Annotated in this window: 24 protein-coding genes; 17 read left to right on the top strand and 7 right to left on the bottom strand. The window is 33.8% G+C overall.

Annotated elements, in window-relative coordinates:
- Positions 1 to 41: 41 nt before the first annotated feature.
- The 4 genes from OO013_RS05090 to OO013_RS05075 are packed head-to-tail and all read left to right on the top strand — an operon-like array spanning position 42 to position 2,447.
- A complete protein-coding gene (locus tag OO013_RS05090; RefSeq protein WP_266055603.1) occupies positions 42 to 914 on the top strand; it encodes a DUF4412 domain-containing protein in 873 nt (290 codons plus the stop codon).
- A 10-nt stretch (positions 915 to 924) separates the two neighbouring features.
- Positions 925 to 1,437 (top strand): hypothetical protein, encoded by a 513-nt coding sequence (locus tag OO013_RS05085; RefSeq protein WP_266055602.1) that lies wholly within the window; start codon positions 925 to 927, stop codon positions 1,435 to 1,437.
- A gap of 14 nt (positions 1,438 to 1,451) precedes the next feature.
- Positions 1,452 to 2,072 carry a hypothetical protein gene (locus OO013_RS05080; protein WP_266055601.1) on the top strand — a complete coding sequence of 207 codons (621 nt, stop codon included), beginning with the start codon at positions 1,452 to 1,454 and terminating at the stop codon, positions 2,070 to 2,072.
- Between the two features lie 9 nt (positions 2,073 to 2,081).
- Complete coding sequence (locus tag OO013_RS05075) at positions 2,082 to 2,447, top strand: DUF4870 domain-containing protein (RefSeq protein ID WP_266055600.1); 366 nt, start codon at positions 2,082 to 2,084, stop codon at positions 2,445 to 2,447.
- An 86-nt stretch (positions 2,448 to 2,533) separates the two neighbouring features.
- Here the strand turns inward: OO013_RS05075 and OO013_RS05070 are convergent, their stop codons facing one another.
- Both OO013_RS05070 and OO013_RS05065 read right to left on the bottom strand, forming a co-directional pair.
- A complete protein-coding gene (locus OO013_RS05070; protein WP_266055599.1) occupies positions 2,534 to 3,496 on the bottom strand; it encodes a sodium-dependent bicarbonate transport family permease in 963 nt (320 codons plus the stop codon).
- Between the two features lie 47 nt (positions 3,497 to 3,543).
- Positions 3,544 to 3,864, bottom strand: coding sequence for a hypothetical protein (locus OO013_RS05065; RefSeq protein ID WP_266055598.1), 321 nt, complete (start codon positions 3,862 to 3,864; stop codon positions 3,544 to 3,546).
- Between the two features lie 229 nt (positions 3,865 to 4,093).
- On the opposite strand from OO013_RS05065, the gene OO013_RS05060 reads away from it, so the two are divergent.
- The 12 genes from OO013_RS05060 (at position 4,094) to OO013_RS05005 (ending at position 14,895) form a co-directional block, all read left to right on the top strand.
- On the top strand, positions 4,094 to 5,296 hold the full coding sequence (locus tag OO013_RS05060; RefSeq protein ID WP_266055597.1) for an acyltransferase family protein: 1,203 nt from the start codon (positions 4,094 to 4,096) through the stop codon (positions 5,294 to 5,296).
- A 125-nt stretch (positions 5,297 to 5,421) separates the two neighbouring features.
- Positions 5,422 to 7,371: a S9 family peptidase gene (locus OO013_RS05055; protein ID WP_266055596.1), complete on the top strand. Its 1,950-nt coding sequence runs from the start codon at positions 5,422 to 5,424 to the stop codon at positions 7,369 to 7,371.
- Between the two features lie 68 nt (positions 7,372 to 7,439).
- A complete protein-coding gene (locus OO013_RS05050; protein WP_266055595.1) occupies positions 7,440 to 8,516 on the top strand; it encodes a proline iminopeptidase-family hydrolase in 1,077 nt (358 codons plus the stop codon).
- A gap of 148 nt (positions 8,517 to 8,664) precedes the next feature.
- Positions 8,665 to 9,270: a hypothetical protein gene (locus OO013_RS05045; RefSeq protein ID WP_266055594.1), complete on the top strand. Its 606-nt coding sequence runs from the start codon at positions 8,665 to 8,667 to the stop codon at positions 9,268 to 9,270.
- Positions 9,271 to 9,357: 87 nt separating this feature from the next.
- On the top strand, positions 9,358 to 10,353 hold the full coding sequence (locus OO013_RS05040) for an endonuclease/exonuclease/phosphatase family protein (protein WP_266055593.1): 996 nt from the start codon (positions 9,358 to 9,360) through the stop codon (positions 10,351 to 10,353).
- 112 nt (positions 10,354 to 10,465) lie between these two features.
- Positions 10,466 to 10,822 carry a SpoIIAA family protein gene (locus OO013_RS05035; protein WP_266055592.1) on the top strand — a complete coding sequence of 119 codons (357 nt, stop codon included), beginning with the start codon at positions 10,466 to 10,468 and terminating at the stop codon, positions 10,820 to 10,822.
- A 156-nt stretch (positions 10,823 to 10,978) separates the two neighbouring features.
- Positions 10,979 to 11,623, top strand: a complete 645-nt coding sequence (trhA, locus tag OO013_RS05030; RefSeq protein WP_266055591.1) for a PAQR family membrane homeostasis protein TrhA — start codon at positions 10,979 to 10,981, stop codon at positions 11,621 to 11,623.
- Positions 11,624 to 11,834: 211 nt separating this feature from the next.
- Positions 11,835 to 12,020 (top strand): hypothetical protein, encoded by a 186-nt coding sequence (locus OO013_RS05025; RefSeq protein WP_266055590.1) that lies wholly within the window; start codon positions 11,835 to 11,837, stop codon positions 12,018 to 12,020.
- 204 nt (positions 12,021 to 12,224) lie between these two features.
- Positions 12,225 to 12,830 carry a toxin-antitoxin system YwqK family antitoxin gene (locus tag OO013_RS05020; protein WP_266055589.1) on the top strand — a complete coding sequence of 202 codons (606 nt, stop codon included), beginning with the start codon at positions 12,225 to 12,227 and terminating at the stop codon, positions 12,828 to 12,830.
- A gap of 4 nt (positions 12,831 to 12,834) precedes the next feature.
- A complete protein-coding gene (locus tag OO013_RS05015) occupies positions 12,835 to 13,566 on the top strand; it encodes a toxin-antitoxin system YwqK family antitoxin (RefSeq protein WP_266055588.1) in 732 nt (243 codons plus the stop codon).
- A gap of 207 nt (positions 13,567 to 13,773) precedes the next feature.
- Positions 13,774 to 14,475: a gasdermin gene (locus OO013_RS05010; RefSeq protein ID WP_266055587.1), complete on the top strand. Its 702-nt coding sequence runs from the start codon at positions 13,774 to 13,776 to the stop codon at positions 14,473 to 14,475.
- Positions 14,476 to 14,646: 171 nt separating this feature from the next.
- On the top strand, positions 14,647 to 14,895 hold the full coding sequence (locus tag OO013_RS05005; RefSeq protein WP_266055586.1) for a hypothetical protein: 249 nt from the start codon (positions 14,647 to 14,649) through the stop codon (positions 14,893 to 14,895).
- A gap of 2 nt (positions 14,896 to 14,897) precedes the next feature.
- Here the strand turns inward: OO013_RS05005 and OO013_RS05000 are convergent, their stop codons facing one another.
- Positions 14,898 to 15,920 (bottom strand): sodium:calcium antiporter, encoded by a 1,023-nt coding sequence (locus OO013_RS05000; protein ID WP_266055585.1) that lies wholly within the window; start codon positions 15,918 to 15,920, stop codon positions 14,898 to 14,900.
- Positions 15,921 to 16,025: 105 nt separating this feature from the next.
- On the opposite strand from OO013_RS05000, the gene OO013_RS04995 reads away from it, so the two are divergent.
- Positions 16,026 to 16,748 (top strand): hypothetical protein, encoded by a 723-nt coding sequence (locus tag OO013_RS04995; RefSeq protein ID WP_266055584.1) that lies wholly within the window; start codon positions 16,026 to 16,028, stop codon positions 16,746 to 16,748.
- Positions 16,749 to 16,895: 147 nt separating this feature from the next.
- Here the strand turns inward: OO013_RS04995 and OO013_RS04990 are convergent, their stop codons facing one another.
- From OO013_RS04990 to OO013_RS04975, 4 genes are all read right to left on the bottom strand, one after another.
- A complete protein-coding gene (locus OO013_RS04990) occupies positions 16,896 to 17,309 on the bottom strand; it encodes a BLUF domain-containing protein (protein WP_266055583.1) in 414 nt (137 codons plus the stop codon).
- 222 nt (positions 17,310 to 17,531) lie between these two features.
- The gene (locus OO013_RS04985) at positions 17,532 to 18,380 is read right to left on the bottom strand and encodes a CheR family methyltransferase (protein ID WP_266055582.1); all 849 of its coding nucleotides are present in this window, start codon (positions 18,378 to 18,380) and stop codon (positions 17,532 to 17,534) included.
- 27 nt (positions 18,381 to 18,407) lie between these two features.
- A complete protein-coding gene (locus tag OO013_RS04980) occupies positions 18,408 to 18,947 on the bottom strand; it encodes a hypothetical protein (protein ID WP_266055581.1) in 540 nt (179 codons plus the stop codon).
- A gap of 27 nt (positions 18,948 to 18,974) precedes the next feature.
- Entirely contained in the window at positions 18,975 to 20,783 is a 1,809-nt protein-coding gene (locus tag OO013_RS04975; RefSeq protein ID WP_266055580.1) for a chemotaxis protein CheA, read from the bottom strand.
- Between the last annotated feature and the right edge of the window lie 7 nt (positions 20,784 to 20,790).

Here is a 20,790-nt window from a genome sequence, read left to right as displayed (position 1 = left end):
TTTATCCAGTCAGTGTTAACCTTTTAAAGGTATAGACACAAATGAGTACAAAAGCAATGTACTTCATTATGAAAAAGCTTAGATACCTACTGATTATTACTGCCTTATTAACCACCTGTATAGAAATTCAGGGACAGTTTTTAAAAAATCTTAAAAAGGATATCGAAGACAAAGTGGAAAAAGGAGTCTCCGATGCTGTTTCTGATAAGGTAGCAAATGAAGCAGAAAAGAAAACCGAACAAATGCTCGATGAACTGTTCTCCATGCAATTACAAAACAATTCTCCTGTACCCATTGGTGGAACTATGGTCGATGCAAAAGAACTTCCCGAAAAGTATTATTTCGAATGGATATATACTCTTGAAATGGAAACACCCGAATCAAAGGAAAAGCTTTTAATTGATTATTACCTGATGAAAGATGCGGGTTATTTCGGAGCCACCTTTAAAAAAGCTGGTGACATGTTCATGGTATATGATTATAGTAAGGATCTGACTGCCATTTACAGTTCAAAAAATGGAAATAAATCTGTTTTTGCTATGAAAAACGCAGCTTATATGGATAGTAGCGTAGTCAAAGAAAGCATGGATGAGGATTACACCATGAAAGAAATATCGGGCAAAACTATCCTTGGATATAAATGCAAAGGTTATGAAATAACTACTGATGAACATGTAATAACAATGTATGTCACCTTCGAACCAGATATAAGCTTTGGTGATGTAATGGGCAAAGACCAGAATATGCCTGATCAAATAAGAAAAGAATGGATCAAAAACGGAGAAAAAGAAGGCCTGGTAATGGAAATGGATATGGTCGGAAAAACCGAAGATGATACATCTATGAAAATGACTTGTAAAGACCTTAAGAAACAAAAACTCACTATTGCCAAATCAGATTACACAACTAAATAATATTTAAACCATGAAAAAATTAATAATCACAATGCTGATCATTTCAGCACAAGCAATTATTGCTCAAAATGTTAAAGGGAAGATCACAATTAACGGAGATAACAAAACAGAAATAGACTTAGAATCTCCATATGTAGTAACCCTATTCAAATCATTCCGGGACGGAAAAAATAAAATCATCTTCTTTTATGAAGGGGCTGATTATGCAAAGCCAGAAGAAGAAGTTTTACCTGGAAAGCCAAAATTTGATTTCTTCAAATTCAAAACTACAGTTAAGCATAATGGTAAAACAATAAATTCATCTGAACGCGAACCGATGCCCTATATCCCAGGAGGTATGTTTCTGGCTCCTGAAACTTTCAGCTTTGTTCCGGTCCTTGGTCGCTATTTGCAAGACGGGTTAGCCTATCAAAATAATACCGGAAGATTAGCTCCTGGACAATATGAAATTATTCTGGAAGCAATTCCCGTTGAATCCGAAGGGGAGATTTCCAGAGGATTAATTGTATTTAATGTCGAATAACAAATAATAGAAAAATGAAATCTATATCTAAAATGCTCACCGTAGTACTCCTGACATCAATTTTTATTTCATGCAGTGAGGAATCAAGGGAAAAAGTTTCTGAAGCTTCTGAAACTATTTCAAATGTCACTAAAATGGCCAGCAAAGCAGAAGAGGCTAAAGAAAAAAGTGATGAATTAAAAACGTTAACTCCATTGACCAATGATCAACTAAAAAAATGGCTCCCTGAATCCATAAGTGGAATGGATCGAACAGGTTTTAAAGTTGGAAAAGCAGGATATATGAATATTAGCTCAATTGAAGGGACATTCAAATCTGAAGCTGATGACAGAGAATTAAAGGTTGAAGTAATGGATGGAGCAGGAGAAGTGGGAAGTTCTTTACTAATGGGTATGAATATGATGTCGAATATGGATCGTGAAGAGGAAGATGAGCGAAAACATCTTAAAACGGTGACAGTGGATGGTCAAAAAGCATTACAAACATATTACAAGAAAAGAGACGTAACTCATCTTCAATTTGTTTATAACGATCGTTTTAGTGTAATGATCAAAGCCTCCAAAACCAGTCCGGAAAAAGCTTGGGATCTGGTAGATAAATTAGATTTTGAATCCCTGTCGGACATGGCAGATTAAAACAAAAAAATGGAAGATTTAAATACTATAAAATCTACTAATTCGACTGAAGAAGTAGATAAAGAAGGTAAAAACATAGGTATTATATCCTATATCACGCTGATCGGATTAATAATTGCCTTTGTGATGAATAATGATAAAAAAAGCGAATTTGCATCTTATCATATCCGGCAATCACTCGGGCTTGGAGTTACTGGCCTTGCACTAGGCATTATAGGGATGATTCCTATAATAGGCTGGATCATCAACATCATTGCAATATTCATTCTTCTTTACATGTGGGTAATTGGCATTTTAAATGCATCAAAAAGTAAAATGAAGCCAGTTCCTTTATTGGGCGAGAAATATGAAGAATGGTTTAAAAGTGTAGGCTAAATTCAACTGTGGGTAATAAAAACAGAGACTGTCCTGCATGGACAGTCTCTTTTTACTAACGGGAGCAACCCAGGACGGTAATAATCCTAAAAAACTCTTATTATCTGTAAATATAATGGCATTCCCAGGGTAATATTAAAGGGGAATGTTATTGCCAATGCCATTGGTATATACAATCCCGGATTCGCCTTTGGCGCAGCCATCTTCATTGCAGCAGGCACAGCAATATAAGAAGCACTCGCTCCCAACACTGTAAACAGTAACCTGTTACCATCACTCTGGGTAACAAAACCACTGATTATCGCTACAATTACACCATTAATGAGGGGCACAACAACAGCAAACAGAAATGGAAACCAGCCATTTTCCCAGAAAGAAGATAATTTCCTCCCACTCACAATGCCCATATCTAAAAGAAACACTGCAAGAAAGCCTTTGAATATATCTGAAGTAAAAGGCATAATTCCTTCTGCTTGCTTCTCTCCGGCAAGAAAGCCGATTACTAAACTACCAATAATGAGCAATACACTACCATTGGTCATTGAATGCCTGATCATCCCCTTGCAATCGATATTTGATTCATCATCACGGTTATAAACAGACATTAATAAAACACCTACAATGATTGCCGGGGCCTCCATCAGCGCCATTACTGCAACCATATGTCCACCGAAATCAATCTTTTGAATTTCGAGAAATGACACAGCAGTCACAAAGGTAACAGCACTGATCGATCCATAAGCAGCGGCAATAGCGCCTGCATTGAAAATCCCCAATCGCTTTTTCAGAATAAAAAAGGTGTATAAAGGCACTATCAGAGCCAGGAAAATCCCAAACAATAGTGAAAGGGCTATTTCCATACCAAGATTACTATGTGCCAGTTCCTGCCCTCCGTTAAATCCAATTGAAAAAAGCAAATACAAGGAAATAAACTTTGAAGAATTTGGAGGTATCTCCAAGTCACTTTTTAAGATTACTGCTATTATCCCTAAAAAGAAGAAAAGCAGTGCCGGGTTCGTAAGATTATCAATCAGTAGATTAATATTCATTATTCGCTATGGATTAAAAAGTATGAAGTATTAAAAAATGGAATCAATTATTTTAATACCTTAATTTCTACCTTACCATTGATCTCTATTATGACATCTTCGTTTTCAATGGCATTTAACATTTCTCTTACTTTTTCTCTTTCTTCTTTTAATTCTGCTATTCTCTTTTTTGTTGATGTGGTGTCCCTACCCTCTCTTTCATAGATTGACAACCTTTGCTGTTGGTGAAATTTAATCTTGTTTCTGAATAAAGCACTTAACACATCTTTAGCTTCTTCAACAGAAAACTTACCATCGATTAACTTGTAATCTTTCTGATCAGCTAACTTACTGTAATCCTTTGACATGACACTTAATGAATTTTCCATTTTGCATTTAGTTTTGTTTATGCAAAAATCAATACATTAATACATGTTTAAAAATTTATATATTATATAATAATGATAATTTTTATTTATATACACAGTCAATAATCTGATAATCAAACAATTAACATCAAGTCATTAGTCCGGCTTATGAAATACATAATAAAACAGAATATAGTATTTATATATTTAGAAGAATCTGAGCCTTTTTATCATATTTAAATAGTTGAAATTGACTAATCCGGAACTCCATACCAAGAAAAGACTTGTTTCACTTGATGTATTCAGGGGAGTCACTATTATGGCCATGATCATCGTAAATAGTCCCGGCAGTTGGTCTTATATGTATGCACCTTTACAACATGCCAGCTGGCACGGGTTAACCCCTACGGACCTCGTGTTCCCCTTTTTCTTATTTATTGTCGGTTTTTCAATTAGCTATTCTCTTTCTAAATACACCAATAAACAACCTGAGTTCAGTATTTACAAAAAGATTTCATGGAGATCTTTAAAAATATTTGTGGTTGGGATATTGCTGTGGCTATTATTTGAGCCAGACCTGGCGAACATCAGATGGCCTGGTGTCCTTCAACGCATAGCAATCTGTTTTTTCATTACCGCAATTCTCTATATTAATTTAAATATTAAGCATCTTATAATTATCACTCTTGTGTTACTGGTCAGTTATAGTTTGGTATTATTATATGTACCTGTTCCAATAGATGAAATTATATTAAATGCACTAAATGAAGGGGAAATACCCAGGGCACATGGATTTGCTGAAGTGGAAATATATAAAAACACTTCGGAATCTATTAAACCAAACTTAGAGCCAGGAACGAATATATCAGCCTTTATAGATCGATATATTCTACCTGGCCCATTATATGAAAAATCATGGGACCCAGAAGGTCTTCTATCGACGATTCCAGCTATTGCCACAACCTTACTCGGTGCAATTTTAGGTTCTCAGTTTAGAATACATCAAATAAAAACCAAGGTAGACAGAATGAAATTCCTGATCACATCTGGGATATTACTTCTGATTTCAGGTATGATCATTTCTTTGATAATTCCACTCAATAAAAACCTATGGACACCATCATTTGTCCTGGTTACAGGTGGCCTGGCAGTACTCGTTTTTACTTTGTGCTATTTTATTTACGATATCAGAAATTACAGACCAAAACTTAAAATAGGTCAGGCTCTTGGTGCAAATGCCATTACAGCCTACGTACTTTCATTTGTTCTGCTGTACGTATTTTACAATGATCTAATCTGGGGTGTTTCATTAAATGAAGAATTCATGAAAGCAACAAAAGATATTGGATTTAACCCGAAGCTTTCTTCCTTTATTTATTCCCTGATCTACGCTTTTATTATTTTCATTCCTCTTAATATACTTTATAAGAAAAAGATCTACATAAAGTTATAAAAAGCCTGAAAACCAATAAATTAATTCATCACCTTCCTTGACTTTGAAAAATAAAGTATAGAACTTATAAGTAACAATTCTTATAATTTTCTAACTGAAAAATCAATTTTAACATACAACAATTTATGAAAATTCGATATCTAGTCTTTGCTATCGCACTAACCATTGTGTCTTGCGGGCAAAACGAAACCAGTAATGAGGAGACTAAAGCAGCAGTTGAAACTCCTGAATTATACACAATAGATCAATTCGAATCCAACACCTCGTACAGAGGAGCTGAATTCTCCGAAGATGAATCAAAGATTATTGTCTCCAGTAATGAATCAGGAATATATAATATTTATGAAATAAATATTTCTGATGGATCTAAAAAGCAAATCACTAATTCTACCGAGGAATCATTATTTGTCGAAGATTATGTCCCTGGGACGGGTGACATACTCTATTATGCAGATAAAGGCGGAAATGAGATTGATCATTTATATATCCTGAAAAGTGATGGTTCAACTAGCGAACTGACAAAAGGAGAAAATGAAAAAGCAGATTTTTACCGGTGGTCGGAAGATGAAAAATCAATGTTTTATGGATCAAATAAGCGAGATCCAAAATATTTTGATGTTTACAAAATGGACATTGGAACATGGGAACCTGAAATGTTCTATAAAAATGAAGAAGGATATTTCTTTGCAGGGATGTCTGACGATGAAAAACACATAGCATTGATAAAGCCAATTACTACCAGTGAAAACAAATTGTTTTTGCGCAATATGAATACTGGTGAAATGATTGAAATCTCTCAAGAAAAAGGGTCATACGGTAGTTCTGGCTTCAGTAATGACGGTAATAAGTTCTTTTATCTTACCGATGATGAAAGTGAATTCAGGTATCTAAAAGAATACAACATCGAAACCGGTGAACACACAAAATTATATGAAACAGACTGGGATGTAGCGTATAGTTATTTAAGTGAAAACGGAACTTACAGAGTTACCGGAATCAATGAAGACGGTAAAAACAAACTGATCATCAAAAAAACTGACTCGGGAGAAAAGGTTGATTTCCCCGACATGGATGACGGAAGTGTTCTGGGAGTAAACATCGCTGATAGCGAATCAAAAATGATCATGGCGGTGGGTTCATCCAAATCACCCATGAATATCTATGTCTACAACATGGAAACTGAGGAATTAAATAAATTAACCAATAGCCTGAATGAAGAAATTGATCCAAGTCATCTTGTTTCAGCAGAGGTGGTTAGGTTTAATTCTTTTGATGACACCGAAATTCCTGCAATTTATTATAAACCAAAAGTAGCTTCAGCTGATAATAAAGTTCCTGCCTTAGTTTGGGTTCATGGTGGACCAGGTGGTCAAACCCGTCAAAATTACTTCTCGCTCATTCAATATCTGGTAAACCATGGGTATGCTATACTTGCTGTCAATAATCGCGGAAGTAGTGGTTACGGAAAAACCTTTTACAAAATGGATGATAAAAATCACGGAGATAAAGACCTGAAAGACTGCATTTGGGGTAAAAAGTGGCTTGCAGACCAGACATATATTGATTCAGATAAAATTGGAATTATTGGCGGTAGCTATGGAGGATATATGACTATGGCCGCAATGACTTTTGCTCCAGAGGAATTTGATGTTGGAGTAAATATTTTTGGAGTAACGAACTGGCTTCGCACATTAAAATCAATCCCTCCTTATTGGGAGGCACAAAGAGAAGCACTTTATGAAGAGCTCGGAGATCCGTTTTCTGAAGATTCAGTCAGGTTACGTGAGATATCACCATTATTTCATGCTGAAAATGTCAAAAACCCAATTATGGTTTTACAAGGAGCAAATGATCCTAGGGTTTTACAGGTTGAGTCCGATGAAATTGTTGAAGAAGTAAGGAAAAACGGAGTGCCGGTAGAATATGTTTTATTCGATGATGAAGGTCATGGCTTTGTTAAAAAGGAGAATAAAATAGAAGGGTATAGTAAAATACTTGAATTTCTAAACACATATCTGAAAGGTGATGGTGCTAAGGTAGAAAATGAACCGGACGAAATGAAGACCGAAGGCTAAACAGAAAAACTCCGGGAATTAGCCCGGAGTTTTTTCATTTTATAAGTCAATAACTAAAATTTAAATTCATGAATAAATATGTTTTCTTTTTTCTTTCGATAATAATTTTTAGTTGTAATTCGAATCAAAATAATGATTCAGCAATCGCTCAGCCAAAGGAGAACAATTCACTTTCGCTTACCGAATACTGGAGTTATCCAAATGAGGAAATGAAATATACTGGTGGAATTAAAATGATTCCAATAAGTACTCCAAAAGGAGAATTTAAGGTCTGGACTAAAACAATGGGAAATAACCCGACAATGAAAGTCCTGCTTCTTCATGGCGGCCCCGGTATGACTCATGAAATATATGAATGTTTCAACTCCTGGTTTCCTCAGGAAGGTATTGAATTCATATATTATGACCAACTTGGTTCTTACTACAGTGATCAACCAAGTGATACCAGCCTATGGACAATCGAGCGATTTGTTGATGAAGTAGAACAGGTCAGAACTGCCCTGAATCTCGACAGTGAAAATTTTTATCTTTTTGGTCAGTCGTGGGGAGGAATCTTAGCAATGGAATATGCCTTGAAATATCAAAATAATCTCAAAGGATTGATTATAAGCAATATGATGGCCAGTATTCCAGAATATAATAAATATGCTCATGAAGTACTTGGCCCGCAATTACCTCCTGATGTCCTAAAAGAAATTATGGAGATGGAGAAGAATGAAGATTATGAAAATCCCAGATATGCAGAATTATTAATGGAATACCATTATACTGAACACGTATTAAGGAAACCGATCGATCAGTGGCCAGAAGCGGTAAATAGAGGATTAAAACATATGAATCCGGAAGTTTACATTTATATGCAGGGATATAGCGAATTTGGTATCTCGGGCGATGCAACCTTAAAAGAGTGGGATAGAACACAAAATATTTCGGAGATAAAAGTGCCAACATTGGTAATCGGAAGCAGCCACGATACTATGGATCCGAAACATATGGAATGGATGGCTTCTGAAATACCATATTCGGATTTTCTACTTTGCCCGGAAGGAAGCCATTTATCGCAATATGATGATCAGAAAACATTTTTTAATGGGTTGATCAATTTTATTAAAGATGTGGATTCCGGTGATTTCCAAAAAATGTAATTATTAGCGAGATGCTTTCAATTGAAAGCATCTCTTATAAACTCCACATAAACAAGGTTTTACTTCCGCCTTAAACGAAATTTTCGTATATTTATTATTAACAGGACCAACTTTTTTGTACATATCATTCGGTTTAAACAAATAAAATATGAAAACCGAATCACCACAATGGGGGATTACAGTGGGAATTATTTTAATTCTCCTGGGATTATTCGGCCTATTTTCTAATTATTCTTCACTCACTAATAGCGAATATAATTTTAAAAACCCCCGTACCGCAAACATGTCTGCCAAAATGGACAGCCTTTCTAATTCTTCCCCGGCATCAAACCGGGATAAAAATTCTGAGTTGATCAACCAGGGACTTAATGAGCCAGGCATGTATGATAGAAACATACATTACGACACAGCAGAACAAAGCGAACCATCCTTGTTACTCATGAAGTGGATGAGGAATTTTTGCCTTTTCGGATTGGCTCTGGGTGTTATAAATATTATTGCCGGTATGATGCTAATCAAAAGGCATAGATGGACCATAAGGATCGTAGAAGTGATTATTATCCTCAATATCAATTACTATCTTTTCCAAACAATAATTATTTTAACTGACAATACTTCAGGACTTGTTGGGCGTATCACTGCGTATAATAAGTTTTTAGCCGCTTTCATTTTCATTTCTTTATTGGTTGTTACTCTAATTTACAGTAAGAGAGAGAGTTTGAAAACAAAGAAAACTATTGATAACCTGGGCTAATTCCCACTTAGTAAATTCTCCCTAAAAGATTTTAAATAGAAAAACATTTCTTTAGATTGAATATGCGACCCTCATTAACGATTAACAATGAAAAAACTCTATAAGATTTTTTATTGGATACTCTTTTGTTTTGCCATTATTCTAACAATCGGCTCTATACTTTCCGTCCTCAGAAATATTGATAGTCAATTTTTAAAAGTTCTTGATTTTGCACGCATACAGTTTTTTCTAAGTGCTTTAATTGGACTAATTATCTTTTTATTAATAAACAGATCCTGGGGAAAATATGATTACTTTATGATCGCTGGCTTTGTGGCTACCATGACTATTCAATCATTCTATTTAATTCATTACACCCCAATTGTACCAAAGAAAGTTCCTGATGCAACGACAGATAATGTTGAAGATGATAGAATCAGTTTGGTACTGATGAATGTAAAAATGAAAAACAAGAACGCCCAGCCGATTATAGATCAAATCAGGGAAATTGAGCCTGATCTCTTTCTTGCAATGGAAGTTAACCAATGGTGGAACGATCAACTAAAAGTTATTGAAAAAGAATATCCATATTCCAGAAAGGTTCTGAATGAATTGACCTATGGGATGAGCCTTTATAGTAAATTCCCCTTTAAAAAAATCAATATCAATTATCTGCAAAACAAAAATGTACCTTCATTTGAAAGTATTATAACACTCGATAATGGTAAAGATATCCGGCTATATACAATACATCCGGTTCCTCCCATACATTTTGAGCATCTTCCGGACAACGAAGGACAGCGAGAAATTGCGATGAAAAAGCTCGGTGAAAAAATAGAGAATAAAGAATTACCGACCATCGTTGCCGGAGATATAAATGATGTGGTCTGGTCTTATACAGATGGTCTTACTGGCACCAATGATAAGCTTTTGGATGTACGGATTGGCAGAGGTTTTTACAACAGCTTCAACGCACATAATTTTTTAACAAGATGGCCTCTAGATCATGTTTTTGTAACTAAAGAATTTATGCTAAACAAAATCGAAAGATTACCTAAAACGAGTTCAGATCATTTTGGCATTTATGTTGAATTAGCACTGTGAGTTTCATTTCTTAGGCTTTGATTTTCCTGGAACCAATCACTTTATTATGTGCTTAAATCATAATCAATCCTTAATTTTATTAAAATCCAATTGAAACCAAAATCAATAAACAATGATAGATATTAAGGCAGAAGAGCATAATATTTATATGGTGGCAAGTGAAAAACTGGATGATAAAGATTATGACAGAATGCTGCCATTAGTCAAACAAAAGATCGAGGAATACGGACAGATCAGCTGGTATTTCCGCATGAAGAATTTCAAAGGATGGGCACCCCATGCCTTTTGGCGCGATATTAAATTTGACTTTGAAAATGCAGACAAATTAAATAAAGTTGCCGTTGTTGGAGAAAAGAAGTGGCAGGAGTTAATGGCAGATGCTTTAAAACCTTTTACCAGTGCAGATGTCAAATATTTCGATGAAGAAAATGCTGCTAAAGCAAAGGAATGGATTGATAATTCAAATTGATTAAAACAATAATTTATTACTAAAATCTGACACCCTGTAACGGGTGTTTTTTTTATGTCCTTTTAAACGATCCAATTGATTTTATTTAGGTTAAAAACTGTGGTGAGTTCATTATCCCAACCTATTTTTACACAAAAATTATAAAGGACTAAAATCGTGGTAAAACTTAAACCGCTAAAAAAAACTGAAGAGATATTAAATTCCCTCTCTCACGGCATTACTGCTGCTGCTGCTGTTGGTGGGATGATCGTTCTAATAGTTTTTGGGGCTCAGAGTGAGGTGAAATGGAGTTTATTCAGTGCTTTATTTTACGGATTAAGCCTGGTTCTATTATATCTGTTTTCGTCATTTTATCATGGATTAAGGCATAAAAAAGCTAAGTATGTATTTAAAATCCTGGATCACTGTGGCATCTATTTACTTATCGCAGGAACCTATACTCCAGTACTATTAATTTGCATTGGCGGAACTACTGGCTGGATATATTTCGCTATTTTATGGAGCATGGCTTTAATCGGTATTATTCTAAAAATATTTTATGCCGGTAAATACAAGGTCATCTCAACATTAATGTACGCAGTGATGGGCTGGATAATTATTTTCGATATTGATGTTGTTAAAGAGTCTCTCCCACCCCCTGCATTTTGGTTACTGGCTGCAGGAGGGTTTGCTTATACTTTTGGCATAATCTTCTATATGCTTGACAAGCGATTAAAATATGGTCATTTTATCTGGCATCTGTTTGTCATGGCCGGTAGCATATTTCATTTCATAATGATGGTGAAATACGTATTCATTTAAAGAGCTTTGCATATTTTTATTAAAAAAATCATTCTTTGTACTAAGCAATATCTTTGATTTGGCTTTAAATGATTGCAACCATCACATCCATTAACCTGAAAAATCCCCGGTGTTTTTTTGCTCTCTCTAATGGCAATGAAAATTATTAAGCAATTAAAACTACCTGATGTAAACAATATAAATCACCGGATTGTGGATCTTTCATTATACCATGACACAATGGGAAAAAGAAAGTGATATGAGAGGTTTTGCTAAAAATGGCTCGCACCTGAATGCCATGAAAAACAACAAGAATATTGCCAGAGAAATCCGTACTATTACAATAGAGACTGATAAACTTCCCACCTGGAAAGAAGCCAAATTGCTCTTGTCATCGGGTAAAGCTTTGAAATATTAATTCTTTACTTTTAAGAAAAATTCAATTAATTTCGAATTTTTCTTAAAACAAAGAAACAACCAATAGAGGTAAGAAGGGTTTATCAAAATGCAGCGAAGTTTTATTTTTATGATGTTTATGATTTTTTGTATACCTGCAAAAAGTCAATCACAAGACACTATTTTTTATAATAAAAAGTGGGAACCTGTTCAATCTAAAAAAAAGATGAAATTCTATCGTCTTTTTTCAGTTAAGGATTCTGTAGTAAAAGTTACCGACTATTATGAAAACGGCTCTACCCAAATGACAGGTCAGTATAAACTTCCTGAAAACAGCCAGTCTATACTTGATTTTTTTAATAGTAATTCTGACACTGGGATGGAAACAGGAGAATTCACCTGGTATGATAAAAATGGAATCCGAACTAGTATGACCTGTTATAATCCCCAATATTATTTAACTAAGGATTTCTTTAGTAAATATAAAGTAGATAACCTGCCCGATTCACTCTTCGCCAAACTTACTTTTGAAAAAATTTATTATAAAGACGGATCAAAAGAATTTGATGGTTTTTACATAGATGAATCACTAAAACATGGAATATGGTTTGAATACTATGCTAACGGTAAATATTATGCTATAAATAAATATAAAAACGGACTATTAGATGGTAAACAAAAATATTTTTACATCAATGGAATAATTGAAGAAACCTGCATCTATATAAACGGAAAAAGGACAGGAGAAAATAATCAGTATTCAAACTATGGAAAACTGAAAAAAAAGAAAATCTATAAAAATGATAAGGTAATATCAACTGAAAAATATTAAAGGCGTGATAACGAGGGGAAAATTTAGAAAGTTTATTTTTTTTATTCTTACATTCATTTGTATTTCTATTCCTGCACAGGATGATAATAGAATATATTTTGACAAAGACTGGGTTCATAGCGACCCTGATAATGCAAAATATTATCTGCACTATGAAATAAAAGATTCTGTATTAGAAGTATCATACCATATGGCCTCGGGTACAATATTTGAGAAAGGTCAATATCAATCTCCTCCGAAAGGAACCAATATGTTGGAATATTTTTTAAATAATGAAGAACAAGGTAATGAAGTTGGTTCTCATTTCTATTACAAAAAAAATGGCGATATATCCCTGGAGGTAATATATGACCCATTTGAAACCCTTGATCCGCTAGATAAGGTTGATAACAATTTTCCAGATTCTATCAAATCAAGATTAAAATATGAAAAAGTCTTTTTTAGTAATGGAAATATTAAAGAAGAAGGGTTTACCATAGATAACAAATCCAAACACGGTCAATGGACAAGATATACCAGAAATGGTTATTTATTTTTTACTGCTGATTTTCATTTTGGTAAATTAGACGGCAAATTCATTTATTATTTCAACGATGGCTCTCTCGTGGAAATGATTAGTTATAAGAAAGGCATTAAATCGGGTGAGACAATCAAGTATGATTTAAATGGAAATCCTAAAAAGAAAATTATTTACAAAGAGGGAAAAATAATCACCAAAGAAAAGCTTAATAACTAATCCCAGACTCAGATTTGTGACATAGCTAAAGATAAACAATAGATCTTTTGAGAATGATATTAATTGATCTAATGGTTTGATCAATTAATAATGAGCCAGGTTAAATAAACTCTAAAACTTTCCTGGTAAATAATTATAAATACAGCTTAATTTTTTAAAAAAATTGTATTTTTAATTATACAATCAATTACCTAAATCTGTTTATCTATGAACCTAAAAAATGACCTTCGGGATGTTGGCTATGATCTTATCGATAGCCCGATTCGTAATCATAAACCTCTTCAATTATGGCTAAAAAAGACTTTTGATGTCCCTGAATTATATTACGAAAATGTAAAGCATGCTTTTAAATCGGACACCGAAATAGAAATAATCGAAGACCAGGCGCTAAGAGTCAATTATAATCAACAACAACAATATAAATTCAATATTGGCATAACGGTTCTTGAGCAGTTATTGGTTTCCCTTGGATTAGGAAATCTTTCTTTGTCAAATAAATTCAAGAGTGGATCTTCAGTTTCAATCAGTTATGGAAAAAGCAAAACACTTACAATTCCTTCAGGAATAATTTCCAGGTTCTTTTCTATGGCTGACTTTCAACACCCCAATCCTGAACTGATTAGAAATGCTAACAGAAACAACATATTGATTATTACCGGTGTTTTGTCTGCAAAAGACCTGAAAGCAACAATTGTAACCAACAAAGAAATAGATAGCAGTATTACCGGGGAATTGGCTGATATGGCTGAAGGAAATGCATCTTTTCAAAAGACCAGTGATAATGTGATGGAAATGTACTCTGAAGGAAATGCTGCTTTCCCGATTGCAGTTAAAGCCAACAGGCTGGATTTTGATAAAGGAGAATACAGTGATATTAAATTAATTACTGATAACCGGTCTTTCTTTTAAAATGCCTGAAGCACATAATTATTTTACCTGAGTTGGAAATGTTTCCGTTATTAGCCTATCAATCCATGTAAATATTACGAATAGCTAATTAAAAATATTTTAATAATTAATTACATAATTTCAAGATAATGTTATAACTTATATATCCTGTCACTTTAAAACGATAGAGATATGAAGTATTTCAACGTCATTTTAAAAAATGGAGAAAAAGGTCGTTTAGCCTGTGAAGACAAAACAAATCTCATTTTAAAATATTTTAATGGGGATGAAGATCTTTTTCGCTCAAGAGTCAAGGCAATTACATGGACAGATAAATCTTTGATCTATTCAGAGAATGTAGATACAGGATCAGTCTCAAAAGAAAAAATTGATATTAACTCTCAATTAATGGATTGGAGCAATAACCAGTATAGTGATTGATTTTATTTGAGAACTATAGAAATTACATCAAAAGACTCCAGTAACATCCAAATCACAAATAAAAAGTAGCCGATAAGCATCCCTATGCCTTCTGCTCTGGAAAGCACTAGATTATAACGCAACAGGGTAAAAAAGGCTATAGTAGCAATGGTTAAAAACAACATCATTGGTACTGCTATTGTAATATTAACAGATGCTGTCCCTGCTATCAATACTCCTGCCGGTACAGCCACCAGTAAGTCAAAAATATTACTTCCTAAAACATTTGATAATCCAGCTGTGCCATCTCCCTTTTGTGCAGCTTTTATACTTACTACAGCATCCGGAACACTAGTGGCAGCTGCAATAACGGTTATACCCCAGAAAAAATCAGGAGTATTAAAAAACTCTCCTAGAAACAAAGCTCCTCTAACAAGTCCTTCAACACTAACTAAAATAAGTACAAGGCTTATTACCAGCTTTAGCCAGACTTTACCTATACTATTATGCCTCTCTTTATTCTCACCATTACTTTTTTCTCTATGCTCTTTAGTATCTACAAACTGGAGATATACATAAAGCCCATATAATAAAAAAGGAATAAGGGCTAGCTCCCTATTGACATTTCCTATAATATTTTCCGTATCTGCAACAGGATAATAGATAGCTCCAAGGGAAAAGGTAAGTAACAAAGCAACAATCGATGTCAGATAAAATTGTGAATCTTTATAAACCAGGCTATGATCTGCTTTTTGTGGGCCATAAAGTGCAGATGCAACACCCGGAATTACCATAATATTAAAAATAGCACTCCCCACTATTGCTGATACGCCCAAATCAAATTTACCATGCAATATTGTCGATACCAAAACAGCAGAAAGTTCCGGAAAACTTGATCCTACGGCCATAATCAAACTTCCTTTAACAACAGAGGGAAGATCATAATGATTTGCGAGAATTTCAGAAGCATTTTCCAGCATAGATCCACCCTTATAAACTATAAATGATGAGATAAGAATTATAAATATATACAGGACTAGCTCCATAGGTTAAAAAATATGCTGATTACTTAATTGTTTCTGAATGATCTCTCGAATTTTGAATTACTCGTTAATTTAACTAAATTATTTTAAAGATAAAGTGCTATTTATATGATCGATAAATTACCAATAGCATTCAATATATCATTTATTGCAATAACAACAGCAGTACTACTATTTTTGTACAAAACCTCGAAGGGTAATAAACTTATCCTGGCAAGTCTTATTTTCGGTCTTTTTATGCAGGGAATAGCGGGCTATTATGAATTTTATATCGATTCAATAAAAAAGCTCACCTTTCATATTCTTTTCTTATTCTTACCCCCGTTTGTACCCATTTGTATTTATTTATTTACACCGAGAGGAAAAAAAATGCTTAAAGGTTTCGAGTTAAAATGGCTGACGTTAATGCAATCTTTAAGATTACCCATAGCATTTATTCTGGCAGGATTGTATTTCTATAAATTGGTACCGCAGTCAATAACGTTTCTGGGGTTAAATTTTGATATTTTGGCAGGATTAAGTGCACCAGCAATATTTTATTATGGTTATCAGAAAAAAACACTTAGTATTTATATGATGATCTTATGGAATATCCTTGCTCTTTATTCCCTGATCCAATTATTTGTCGTAGTCCTTTTTGCTCTGCCCTCTCCTTTCCAGACCTTTATATATAAGCAATCTGCCAGTGGCATATTATATTTCCCTTATGTCTGGCTTTTTGGTTTTATTACTCCTTCATTTATGTTTGGGCATTTAGCGGCTATTTCCCACTTATTTAAAACAGGCAATGAATATGGTTTTGATCACAGTCTGAAGCATGTAATAAGCTGAAATATTTGTTGCTTTATTACTAAGGTATGATGTAATTTGACAATAAGCCTTTACCAGATTATGTTAGAAATTACATGAATTAAATAACACAAATCTGATAAAGGGAATAATCATCTTTTAAGTAAGCTACCAGAAAAATAATTAATATTACTTAAAGAATTTTTTAACTAAAGTAAGGGCATTATTATTCTCCTGCCCTTCCAATATTTTTTTAAAGTCTGCTTGTTCACTAGGAGACATATAAGTTTGAAACTCTATAGAATCAAAGTCCATCTTTTTAGCTCCCATTTGCCAACTTGGAAAAGCCCTGTTTTCTATTGGTCCACTTGTAATTAGAACAATTTGATTATGTCTTGGATCATCTTTAATCTTATCATATAATCCAAATATTTCATTGTACTCTCCCTCTAAATACTGTACAAATTGCTTATCAGAATATAATAATACCCCAGTAAGGTCAAATTCCTTATTATTTTTATTACAGGATTGAAGGATTTTATCAATTTCCTCATTGGTACAATTAGGTGTTCTTTTGCTTAAATAAACTAAATGTGATAACATAGGTATATAAAATTCAGTAAAAAAATTAAACCATAATACGCTTTTCTAATAGCATTAATTACCTCTACTCTGGTAGCGCAGTTATTGGCAAAAACTACTATTAGTTTTAAAAAATGTTGAAAAAAATTAATGAGACGGCTCCCCTTTAAAACAATCAACATAGAAGAAACTGAGAACCACTGAAATTGTTTAATATATATTAAAAAAATCAAATAAAATCTGTCAGGCTGATAGATTAGACCTGTTAACTCTCATGAAAGGTGATTTTTTAAACATTCTAAATCCTGAAAGTTCATTATTGAATAAACCCTGGTTTTCTTCACAAAAAATTGAGTCGAAAAAACCAGTTATTAAATACCCTCCATCGTTAATGTGGCGATGAAAATTTTTGACCATTTTAGATTTTGTTTCGGCATCAAAATAGATCATTACATTTCTGCATAAAATCAGATCAAAGTCTGAATCTGATTTATCAGTAACCAGGTTGTGATATTTAAAAAGTGTATTTTTAAGAAGATCAGATCGCATTAATACGTGTGGGGAGTTTTTTTTAAAGTACCTCCCGAATGTACCGAATTTATTATATTCTCTGTAGTTTTTCTCATATTCGATGATCTTCAGTTCGTGATAGATGCCTGACCTGGCTACCTCAAGGGCTTTATTATTCATATCAGTCGCCAATATTTGAACCTGTTCCAGCATACCCATCTCATATAGCACTATTGCTAATGTATACACTTCTTCTCCTGTAGAACATCCAGCGATCCAGATTTTCAGATTTTGTTTTGCTTTAAATTCGTTATATAATACACTTCTTAATCTGCTCCACATTACCGGGTCTCTGAACATAGCTGTTAATTCCACACTAACTTCATCCATGAATTTGTAAACCATAGATGGTTTCTGGAGCATATCGGTCCAAAGATCATGGATTGTATTATAACCGAGTACATGTAAAACACGGTTAATTCTGCGATTTAAAGACTGTGGCTCGTAACAAGTAAAATCAAAGCCATACTTGGCATATAACACTTCAGTAAATGAATTGATCTCAGCCTGGGTAACTTTCATAATTGATATATTAATCGACTGAATATTTTATGATACTTTTTTAAGTAAATCTCTGTCCAACATCCATAAAAAAGATGCTTTAGCCATATCATCTTTTTCAATATCAAGTATAGATTCTATATAAATGAAGACATCAGTTTCAGTATCTGCCTCCAATTCTTCTTGAACAGTTATTTTCGGGACATCACCAAATATCGAAATGTCTAACTGATTGGATATTTCAGTAATAAATGTTGCTGAAAGTATATTGTCAATCTCTAGTAAAATATTTTCTACTGCATTTTTATCAAGGACATTTTCGTGACCTGAATGGCAAAGAGCGGTGATTAAACCTGCAGTATATTCATTAAATATTAAAAAACTCTTTCCGTTGCTATCTCCGATCAAAGGTGTAATTAAAATTTGATCACCCTTATTTAGTTTATCTGATATAAATACCTTTTCATCGCCTACTCCTACCCTGATCCTGAAATCCACAACTTTCACTTTTCTTTTGATCATCAAAGAGAGAGCTTTGGCTGCCTTATCTAAACCTGTATTTACAATTTCTTTAAATCTTTCACTCATTTCTCCAGTCTGATATATAAGTCTCTGTTACTGATTTGAAAGACTCATGTTAAAAATCGAATTAGTTATTGTAGAAATATTTAATACCGGGCATACATTACCATTACCCAGTATCGTAACACCACTAATAAAGTCTACATTATCTAAAGGTTTTGAAAGTGGCTTCTCAATGATTTCTTTTTGTTGAAGAAGTTTGTCGACTACCATCCCAATAGTTCTGCCATTATAAGTTACAATGATAATATCTATTTTATCATCTTTTTGTAACTCACTATAACTATTAAAAATTCTCTGTCTTAATGTTCCGCCTGTCTCAAATAGATCTTTTAAGAACACCACAGAAATAGTTTTTCCCAGATGGGAAGCAACAATTCCATTACTAATCTTATACAAATCTGACTTGCTATAAGAAACTACAGCTTCCGTGTAGGAAAGTGGTATCGCATATTCCTGATCCCCAAGCTGAAAGAGTAATGTTCCTTTCACTGCCATGGAAGAAGGGAGCTTTAAGGTAATCAAGGTGCCTTTTCCTTTCGTAGTATCGATATTGATTTGTCCACCAATAGAGTCTGTGGCCTTTTTAACTACATCCATACCAACTCCCCGACCAGATAACGAAGAAACATTATCACTGGTAGAAAAACCAGGCTCAAAGATTAACATAACTACTTCATTATCATTCATTAATGATAACATTTCTTTTGTTACAAGCCCCTTACTAAGTGCTTTTAACTTTACTTTTTCAATGTCTATACCCTTACCATCATCCTCAATTTCGATAATAACACCATCATTATCATTGTAAGATCTTAGATTAATTATCCCCCTTTGAGATTTACCGGCCGCTTGTCTTTCCTCGGGCTGCTCTATACCATGACTGATTGAATTTCTGATAAGGTGTATTAGAGAATCACTGATTATCTGTAAAATATTTCTATCGATCTCAGTACTTTCACCTTCAATCTGAAGATCTACGTTCTTATTTTCACTAATCGATGCGTCCCTGACTACTCGCTTGAATTTATTAAATAAAAATCCAACCTGAACTAGGCGTACATTCATTACAGAATATTGAAGATCTGAAGAAATCCGTTTTAACCGACTGAATTCGTTATTGTTTGCACCTTCAGTACCTACCAATGATGTAGTAATTCGATCACGCTCAATAATAAGTTCACCTACCAGGTTTAATAAATTATCCAACTTACCTACAGGAACTTGTACAAGATCTGAAAAAGTAACTTTATTGATTTCAGGATCGATTTTTCTCACCTCAACTTCTTTCTCTTCCGGAAGAGACTTATCAGTAATAATAAATTCATCCTGATCTAAAAAAGATTGGGCATCATCTAAGTCCGTAGAAGGATCATTTATTACTGCTTGATTTTCTTCTGCTGGTTGCTTAGAAGAATTATCCTTCCTTTTGGATTCCTCTTTTGATTCGCAATTGTTTTTTGATTCCCTTATTAATACATCAATTTTGGTCTTAATACCCCTGAAACTAACTTTTTTATTATCTTTCAATGAAGACAATTGATTTCCCATTACATCCAGGGCCTTAAAAACAGCTTCAAATATTTTATTATTAAGTTTAAATTCTCCGTGTTTGATCGCACCAAACAAATCCTCAAGTGTATGAGCCAGAGATGCAATGTCTGAAAATCCCATTCCTGAGGCATTCCCTTTTAAAGTATGAGTGATTCTGAATATTTCGTCAACTATTGAACCCTCTTCAGGATTTTTTTCCAATTCTGTCAGAAGATTATTTAGAGCTTCATGTTGTTCAAGCCCTTCCCCCATAAAGAGTTGTTTGTATTCGTCTTCTTTTTCTTTCATTTGATAT

Source organism: Mangrovivirga halotolerans (assembly GCF_026241165.1).
Lineage (GTDB): Bacteria > Bacteroidota > Bacteroidia > Cytophagales > Cyclobacteriaceae > Mangrovivirga > Mangrovivirga halotolerans.
This window is presented reverse-complemented; position numbering and strand designations above follow the sequence as displayed.

Bases quoted from the DNA above. Each gene is read 5' to 3' on its own strand.
- OO013_RS05090 (WP_266055603.1), top strand. From the start codon at position 42: ATGAGTACAAAAGCAATGTACTTCATTATGAAAAAGCTTAGATACCTA.
- OO013_RS05085 (WP_266055602.1), top strand. From the start codon at position 925: ATGAAAAAATTAATAATCACAATGCTGATCATTTCAGCACAAGCAATT.
- OO013_RS05080 (WP_266055601.1), top strand. From the start codon at position 1,452: ATGAAATCTATATCTAAAATGCTCACCGTAGTACTCCTGACATCAATT.
- OO013_RS05075 (WP_266055600.1), top strand. From the start codon at position 2,082: ATGGAAGATTTAAATACTATAAAATCTACTAATTCGACTGAAGAAGTA.
- OO013_RS05070 (WP_266055599.1), bottom strand. From the start codon at position 3,496: ATGAATATTAATCTACTGATTGATAATCTTACGAACCCGGCACTGCTT.
- OO013_RS05065 (WP_266055598.1), bottom strand. From the start codon at position 3,864: ATGGAAAATTCATTAAGTGTCATGTCAAAGGATTACAGTAAGTTAGCT.
- OO013_RS05055 (WP_266055596.1), top strand. From the start codon at position 5,422: ATGAAAATTCGATATCTAGTCTTTGCTATCGCACTAACCATTGTGTCT.
- OO013_RS05050 (WP_266055595.1), top strand. From the start codon at position 7,440: ATGAATAAATATGTTTTCTTTTTTCTTTCGATAATAATTTTTAGTTGT.
- OO013_RS05045 (WP_266055594.1), top strand. From the start codon at position 8,665: ATGAAAACCGAATCACCACAATGGGGGATTACAGTGGGAATTATTTTA.
- OO013_RS05040 (WP_266055593.1), top strand. From the start codon at position 9,358: ATGAAAAAACTCTATAAGATTTTTTATTGGATACTCTTTTGTTTTGCC.
- OO013_RS05035 (WP_266055592.1), top strand. From the start codon at position 10,466: ATGATAGATATTAAGGCAGAAGAGCATAATATTTATATGGTGGCAAGT.
- OO013_RS05025 (WP_266055590.1), top strand. From the start codon at position 11,835: ATGACACAATGGGAAAAAGAAAGTGATATGAGAGGTTTTGCTAAAAAT.
- OO013_RS05020 (WP_266055589.1), top strand. From the start codon at position 12,225: ATGAAATTCTATCGTCTTTTTTCAGTTAAGGATTCTGTAGTAAAAGTT.
- OO013_RS05010 (WP_266055587.1), top strand. From the start codon at position 13,774: ATGAACCTAAAAAATGACCTTCGGGATGTTGGCTATGATCTTATCGAT.
- OO013_RS05005 (WP_266055586.1), top strand. From the start codon at position 14,647: ATGAAGTATTTCAACGTCATTTTAAAAAATGGAGAAAAAGGTCGTTTA.
- OO013_RS05000 (WP_266055585.1), bottom strand. From the start codon at position 15,920: ATGGAGCTAGTCCTGTATATATTTATAATTCTTATCTCATCATTTATA.
- OO013_RS04995 (WP_266055584.1), top strand. From the start codon at position 16,026: ATGATCGATAAATTACCAATAGCATTCAATATATCATTTATTGCAATA.
- OO013_RS04990 (WP_266055583.1), bottom strand. From the start codon at position 17,309: ATGTTATCACATTTAGTTTATTTAAGCAAAAGAACACCTAATTGTACC.
- OO013_RS04985 (WP_266055582.1), bottom strand. From the start codon at position 18,380: ATGAAAGTTACCCAGGCTGAGATCAATTCATTTACTGAAGTGTTATAT.
- OO013_RS04980 (WP_266055581.1), bottom strand. From the start codon at position 18,947: ATGAGTGAAAGATTTAAAGAAATTGTAAATACAGGTTTAGATAAGGCA.
- OO013_RS04975 (WP_266055580.1), bottom strand. From the start codon at position 20,783: ATGAAAGAAAAAGAAGACGAATACAAACAACTCTTTATGGGGGAAGGG.